This is a genomic window from Bartonella sp. TS25HLJMH, assembly GCF_042193505.1.
GTDB lineage: Bacteria > Pseudomonadota > Alphaproteobacteria > Rhizobiales > Rhizobiaceae > Bartonella > Bartonella grahamii.
Genome location: NZ_JBHILV010000036.1, coordinates 1 through 5,185, shown reverse-complemented (window position 1 = coordinate 5,185; position 5,185 = coordinate 1). Strand labels below are relative to the sequence as shown.

Sequence of the window (5,185 nt, the reverse complement as noted above, 5' to 3'; positions counted from 1 at the left end):
AAAGATGTGCGCAACACTTTTGGGCAGCCCATCATCTACACGCGAAAGGACAATCAGCAATCTTTTCGTATCACAGCAATTTACGGCATTAAGCATTCAGAATCGGACGCCGGTGGCAGAATCCCTACGACAATTGCAAGAAAGGAACTTGATCTTTGTATCAATGATATCGGAGGCTTACCACCAAAACCTCAAGATAGTGTTATTGTGATGGATCCTGAAAACAGCAAAGCCCCCTCTCAAGAGCACTTCGTGATCACAGATGTCCAAGCCTCTGAATCCGGTATGTATAAGCTTATCTTGCGTAATGAATCTTCATCTAAAAAGCAATTTTGATTATGTTTCTAATGTACAGAAGGGGAATAAAATATCCCCCTTCTGCTTTTTTTCTCATTCACTCAATTGGAATACGCCAAGCCTTTCGCCCATAGTGTTTTGCGTAAAGTTTTTGACCCGTATGAGGACATCTACGCCATGTACGAAAAACGTAGGTTTTACTTTCTTTTAATTTTTTTTTGTTATCCATTAGATAACTTTCTCGGTGAATAGACCTAGACAAGAGACATTCACAATGATACAATTTTTACTGCTACAGGTTGCATCTTGCTGTTTCCTGTCTGGTTTTACGTTAGCGAACCATAACCTAACGTAAACTCTTTATGGGTTTGAGCTGCAACTCAAACCCTTTTTATTCTGATTTAATATTTAATGTTTTCATTCTAACCTTTGCTGCTTGTAATGAAACTTTATAGCACTTAGCGACCTCTTCTGGAGTCTTAAATTTGGGCATACCTGAACGTGGCATTAAAAGTTCAGCGGCAAACTGATCAGCTTGCCGTTCTGAACTGCGATAAGCAGGTATTTCATGAGAATCAATTACGCGTTGTAAGGGTAAATTTGTATGTAAAAAGAGGTGAGCAAATTCATGAGCAACTGTAAATCTTGCACGACCATTACCATCGTACGCATCTCTATAAATATCTTCTCTTAAAACGATGAACTTACCTTGTGGATCAGTTAAACCACCCACATTTCCAAGTTCTTTCTTATCTGCGATACGTAAATGAAAATCTAGCTTCATATTAGGCAAAATGTGTTCAATAAACTCCATTACTGGAAAATATTGGACATCTGACAATTGTAATTCCATTCGAAATAAACCAGCTAAATAACTAATTTTGTGCCAACTACGAGGAGGAACTTCATAATCAATGCTTTTATACACCTTCTATTTACCTTCTTTTTCTTTTATCTGTTTCAATAATTTTTTCATTTTTTCTATATTTTCTGGAGAAATGTTATCTATAACTCTAGCAAACATACCAACAAGTTCACCTGTGGATAAATTAGAAGACTTTATTGTAAAACTCTTACGGCAGGAATCAGCCTCTTTTCTTAAGAGAGAAGCCATATCTTGATCTAAATCGTATAATTCTATGATCTTTTCTTCCATACCAACAGGCACAGATTTTTTGCCAATCTCGACAGAAGATAAAAACGCTACAGATATACCTAATTTATCAGCCATATCTAAAAGGCGTTCTGCACGATCAATACGGAGTTTTCGTATGGTTTTACCAAATGGTGTAAGCATCAAATAGAACTCCAAAGGACGGATAATTAATCTTAACAGATTGAATATATTTTATCTTAAAGTATAAATCAACTCTTTTTTTTACAATAATTACAAATTGCCAATAGCAAAAATTTAAAAATTATCGAAAGTGGCTTGACATTATAGTAGGAGTATGAATAATCGAATCAGGTGCCTAAGAAACACCTTAAAACAACAAGCGGATTGGTTGCCGAAATAATCAGTCTTCCGCACATTGTAAAGGCTTTGACTCATTATATGCGTATAGCGTATACTGGTCTTGTCGGGTGTGGTTATGCCATAAAATACCCTTTCGGGGGAAAGCATAACGACGGGCTTGTTGCCGTGTTTCTTAGCACCCGGCACTTTTCTAGAGTGTCATTAAGAAACATCTATCAACAAGGAATTCATTATGAATACTCTTATAGAAATTAGAGAACAGGTTATTGATCAGGAAACTGTTCAAACTGTTAACGCGCGTGATTTACATACGTTTTTAGAAATAAAAGCTCGCTTTAATGATTGGATTAAAAATCGCATTAAAGAATGTAAATTTCAGGAAAATATAAACTTTATAACGCTTACTAAAAATTTAGTAAGCGGTGGAAAGGTAAAAGAATACTACATTACGTTAGACATGGCTAAACATCTTTCAATGATAAAGGGCATGAAGCGCGTCAATACTTTATCAAATGTGAACGACTTTTGAAACAAGTAGCAACACCGCAAGTCGACTACTCCAAACCGGAAGCATTGCTTGGTGTCTTGAATCACTTACAAAGTCAAATAGAGCAAAAAGATCATGTTATTGCAGAATTAGCACCAAAAGCAAAAGCTTTGGAAGGTTTAAAGCGTTCTGATGGTTTGTTTGGTCTTATTGAAGCAGCAAAGATGTTAGAGGTACGACCAAAGGATTTAACTGATTACTTGCGTAAACATGATTGGGTGTATCGACGGGCTCCAGGGGCGCCTTTGTTACCTTATCAAGACAAAATTAAGAAAGGATTCATGGATTGTCCCGCTATTACCATTCAAAGACCGGATGGTACAGAAAAGGTGCTCCCTTCAACGAAAATCACATCTAGAGGATTGGCATGTTTGAGAGAACAAATCTTTGGGGGTGTGCAATGAAAATAGATACCAACTTCTTATGCGATTTGTGGATGGCATTATCTCAATTTTCTAATGATGAAAATGTGAGCGACAAAGATTGTAGTGCTCTGGTTCAAACTATGAATGCAATAGAAAATGTTCTAGTTTTAAAGCTTCAAGATGACGTGCCCAATATTACAAAAATCTTGGCAATTTTGACAGATTTTGGAGCTTCAGAACTTCCACATCGTATGGATTCTTTGTTGCGAACTTATGAACCAAATTTAGACAACCCCATTAAAAAGGTTGCTTAATTAAAAACACAACTCCCCTCCCTATCGTTAAAGGTGGGGAGTGGTTAAACCCTACATTCAAATTTATTGATTTTGGCAAATTCGTCTGCTTTTTCAGTTTGTAATATACTAACGTCATAAGCAGCTTGCATGTTAAGCCAAAATTCAGCAGTAGTATCAAAAAAATAGGCTAATCTGAGAGCTGTATCGGGAGTCACTGGACTATTTTCAGCAACAATACGTTCTATTCTCGTGCGTGGAACATTTAATGCTTTTGCAAGAGCATAAGCAGAGAGAGCATATTCTTTTAAATATTCCTCTCGTAAAATTTCTCCGGGATGAATAGCAATATAATTTTTCATCTCGACCTCCTACAGATCAATGATAATCTACGATTTCAACTTCATAGGCGCCATTAGAGCGCCATTCAAAACAAATACGAAACTGGTCATTAATACGGATAGAATATTGACCTTTACGCTCTCCTTTCAATGCTTCTAGACGATTTCCCGGAGGACTGCGCAAATCTTTGAGATCAACTGCTTTATCGAGCATAAACAATTTTCTTTGGGCTATACGCACTAGAGTGGTGGGAAAGCCTCTGGGCGGATTGCCTTCTAAAAGATCTTTACACCGCTTATCCGCAAAAGATTCAATCACCAAATCACCTTTATTCGTTCTTTTACGTATCATAACACGATACCAATATAAAGAAAAGGATAAATGTTAAATAACAGGAGCCCTCATGCATCCGAGAGAGACGATAAGGGAAAGCTTTGTTGCATTGATCAAAGCAGCAAAGACGGCAGCTGGTGACAATGTTTTCAATATGCGTGATTTCAACTTCTCCCCTGAGAACACGCCTGCAATTAATATCTCAACACAAAGTGAAACAATTGAAGATGGCTATGATTATGGAGTAAGGCGACGTGTTTTAACGCTAGATGTTGAATGTTATGCGACATGTGAAGATGGAGCACGTTTTGTTGATCAACTAGCATGGGAGGTTGAGGAGATTTTCTACGCTAATCCCAATCTTAACAACACAGTTGAGACATGCCGCCTGCAAAATATTGCTTTTGCCTTTGGTGATAATGGCGCCCTAGCGCTCCATGGTGCGATTTTAACCTTTGAAGTCATTTATGTGACAAATATCCCCAACATGGATGAAGAAGAAGGCGGTGTAACAGCAAGACTCGTTAAACCTTTCTTAAGCTTTGAACCAGAAACAGGCGTGAGAAATAAAGACAAATACCATAAAATTGAAGCTGGACATGTTAGAGCGACGCGATAAAGAAATCACAGATCTAAAGAGACGTGTGGCAAATATGGTTGTGGTGGGGAAGATTAGCCATGTCGATCATAAAAACGCACGCTATCGGGTAAAAAGTGGCAATCTTGTCAGTGACTGGATTCCAGACACACAAGCCCGCGCCGGTAAAACACGCTCTTATGAAGGACGCGATGTTGGAGAGCAAGTGGTTGTTATCGCGTCATCAGGGGATTTATCGCAAGGGGTGATTGTGGGTTCCATTCACACTGATGCTAATCAAGCAGCCGATAAGGGCAGCATTCACCGAACGATATACCCTGATGGAACCCGCCTTGAATATGATGATGAACAAAACACTTATGGAATTCACATCAAATCAGGCGGAAAGTTTATCCTGACAATCGCTGATGGTGTGTCACTAAAAGGTGAAGGTGGCAAACTAGAGCTTACCGCGCCAGATGGCATAAAGATTGTTTCAAAAAGCGATATAAATTTAAATGCAAAAGGCAACATCTCTTTGAAGGCTGGTGGGGGCATTTCACTGAATTCGAATGATAGTCTCTCTCTTCATTCTGGGAATAATGTTTCCATTCATTCAAGTGGACTAAAGCATAACGGCACCAATATTGGAAACAGCCATGTTCATGGTGGTGTTTCCCCTGGTGGCTCGATGACTGGAGGTCCCAATTGAACAGTGGAATGGACCGTACAACAGGAAAGCCATTAACCGGCATTGATCATTTACGCCAATCAATCCTTGATATTTTGTCAACACGGATTGGTTCGCGTGTAATGCGGCGTGATTATGGTTCACGCGTTGCTGAACTCATTGATTCTCCAGTGAATAATGCTTTTTCTGTTGCTCTTTATGCTGCTGTTGCTGAGGCTTTAGACAAGTGGGAACCGCGTTTTAAATTGAAAAAAATTGATTTT

Annotated in this window: 10 protein-coding genes and 1 pseudogene; 6 read left to right on the top strand and 5 right to left on the bottom strand. The window is 38.6% G+C overall.

The genetic code is table 11. The annotated features are described in order from the left end of the window. Window positions 1-336: hypothetical protein (locus ACFINF_RS08590; protein WP_375620504.1), on the top strand; the 336-nt coding region annotated here is incomplete at its 5' end. A gap of 58 nt (window positions 337-394) precedes the next feature. On the opposite strand, the gene ACFINF_RS08585 is transcribed toward ACFINF_RS08590, so the two are convergent. From ACFINF_RS08585 to ACFINF_RS08575, 3 genes are all read right to left on the bottom strand, one after another. Next, window positions 395-526, bottom strand: a complete 132-nt coding sequence (locus tag ACFINF_RS08585) for a hypothetical protein (RefSeq protein ID WP_375620503.1) — start codon at window positions 524-526, stop codon at window positions 395-397. A 162-nt stretch (window positions 527-688) separates the two neighbouring features. Beyond that, window positions 689-1,225, bottom strand: coding sequence for an ImmA/IrrE family metallo-endopeptidase (locus tag ACFINF_RS08580; protein WP_004858798.1), 537 nt, complete (start codon window positions 1,223-1,225; stop codon window positions 689-691). 3 nt (window positions 1,226-1,228) lie between these two features. Beyond that, window positions 1,229-1,594, bottom strand: coding sequence for a helix-turn-helix domain-containing protein (locus ACFINF_RS08575; RefSeq protein WP_004858800.1), 366 nt, complete (start codon window positions 1,592-1,594; stop codon window positions 1,229-1,231). A gap of 412 nt (window positions 1,595-2,006) precedes the next feature. Between ACFINF_RS08575 and ACFINF_RS08570 the strand changes: the two are divergent. Together ACFINF_RS08570 and ACFINF_RS08565 are read left to right on the top strand one after the other, a co-directional pair. Further along, window positions 2,007-2,725: pseudogene (locus ACFINF_RS08570) on the top strand (antA/AntB antirepressor family protein). Beyond that, window positions 2,722-3,000, top strand: a complete 279-nt coding sequence (locus ACFINF_RS08565) for a hypothetical protein (RefSeq protein WP_375620501.1) — start codon at window positions 2,722-2,724, stop codon at window positions 2,998-3,000. The pseudogene ACFINF_RS08570 and the gene ACFINF_RS08565 overlap by 4 nt, the downstream one beginning before the upstream one ends. A 44-nt stretch (window positions 3,001-3,044) precedes the next feature. On the opposite strand, the gene ACFINF_RS08560 is transcribed toward ACFINF_RS08565, so the two are convergent. Both ACFINF_RS08560 and ACFINF_RS08555 read right to left on the bottom strand, forming a co-directional pair. Continuing rightward, the gene (locus tag ACFINF_RS08560) at window positions 3,045-3,341 is read right to left on the bottom strand and encodes a HigA family addiction module antitoxin (RefSeq protein ID WP_004861504.1); all 297 of its coding nucleotides are present in this window, start codon (window positions 3,339-3,341) and stop codon (window positions 3,045-3,047) included. Window positions 3,342-3,357: 16 nt separating this feature from the next. Continuing rightward, window positions 3,358-3,672 carry a type II toxin-antitoxin system RelE/ParE family toxin gene (locus tag ACFINF_RS08555; RefSeq protein ID WP_273790985.1) on the bottom strand — a complete coding sequence of 105 codons (315 nt, stop codon included), beginning with the start codon at window positions 3,670-3,672 and terminating at the stop codon, window positions 3,358-3,360. A 52-nt stretch (window positions 3,673-3,724) separates the two neighbouring features. On the opposite strand from ACFINF_RS08555, the gene ACFINF_RS08550 reads away from it, so the two are divergent. The 3 genes from ACFINF_RS08550 to ACFINF_RS08540 form a co-directional block, all read left to right on the top strand. Then, on the top strand, window positions 3,725-4,273 hold the full coding sequence (locus tag ACFINF_RS08550; protein WP_375620499.1) for a hypothetical protein: 549 nt from the start codon (window positions 3,725-3,727) through the stop codon (window positions 4,271-4,273). After that, window positions 4,254-4,943, top strand: a complete 690-nt coding sequence (locus ACFINF_RS08545) for a phage baseplate assembly protein V (RefSeq protein WP_375620498.1) — start codon at window positions 4,254-4,256, stop codon at window positions 4,941-4,943. The genes ACFINF_RS08550 and ACFINF_RS08545 overlap by 20 nt, the downstream gene beginning before the upstream one ends. Continuing rightward, a partial coding sequence (locus ACFINF_RS08540; RefSeq protein WP_375620497.1) for a GPW/gp25 family protein occupies window positions 4,940-5,185 on the top strand: 246 nt, incomplete at its 3' end. The genes ACFINF_RS08545 and ACFINF_RS08540, both read left to right, overlap by 4 nt.

Bases quoted from the DNA above. Each gene is read 5' to 3' on its own strand.
- ACFINF_RS08585 (WP_375620503.1), bottom strand. From the start codon at position 526: ATGGATAACAAAAAAAAATTAAAAGAAAGTAAAACCTACGTTTTTCGT.
- ACFINF_RS08575 (WP_004858800.1), bottom strand. From the start codon at position 1,594: ATGCTTACACCATTTGGTAAAACCATACGAAAACTCCGTATTGATCGT.
- ACFINF_RS08565 (WP_375620501.1), top strand. From the start codon at position 2,722: ATGAAAATAGATACCAACTTCTTATGCGATTTGTGGATGGCATTATCT.
- ACFINF_RS08560 (WP_004861504.1), bottom strand. From the start codon at position 3,341: ATGAAAAATTATATTGCTATTCATCCCGGAGAAATTTTACGAGAGGAA.
- ACFINF_RS08555 (WP_273790985.1), bottom strand. From the start codon at position 3,672: ATGATACGTAAAAGAACGAATAAAGGTGATTTGGTGATTGAATCTTTT.
- ACFINF_RS08550 (WP_375620499.1), top strand. From the start codon at position 3,725: ATGCATCCGAGAGAGACGATAAGGGAAAGCTTTGTTGCATTGATCAAA.
- ACFINF_RS08545 (WP_375620498.1), top strand. From the start codon at position 4,254: ATGTTAGAGCGACGCGATAAAGAAATCACAGATCTAAAGAGACGTGTG.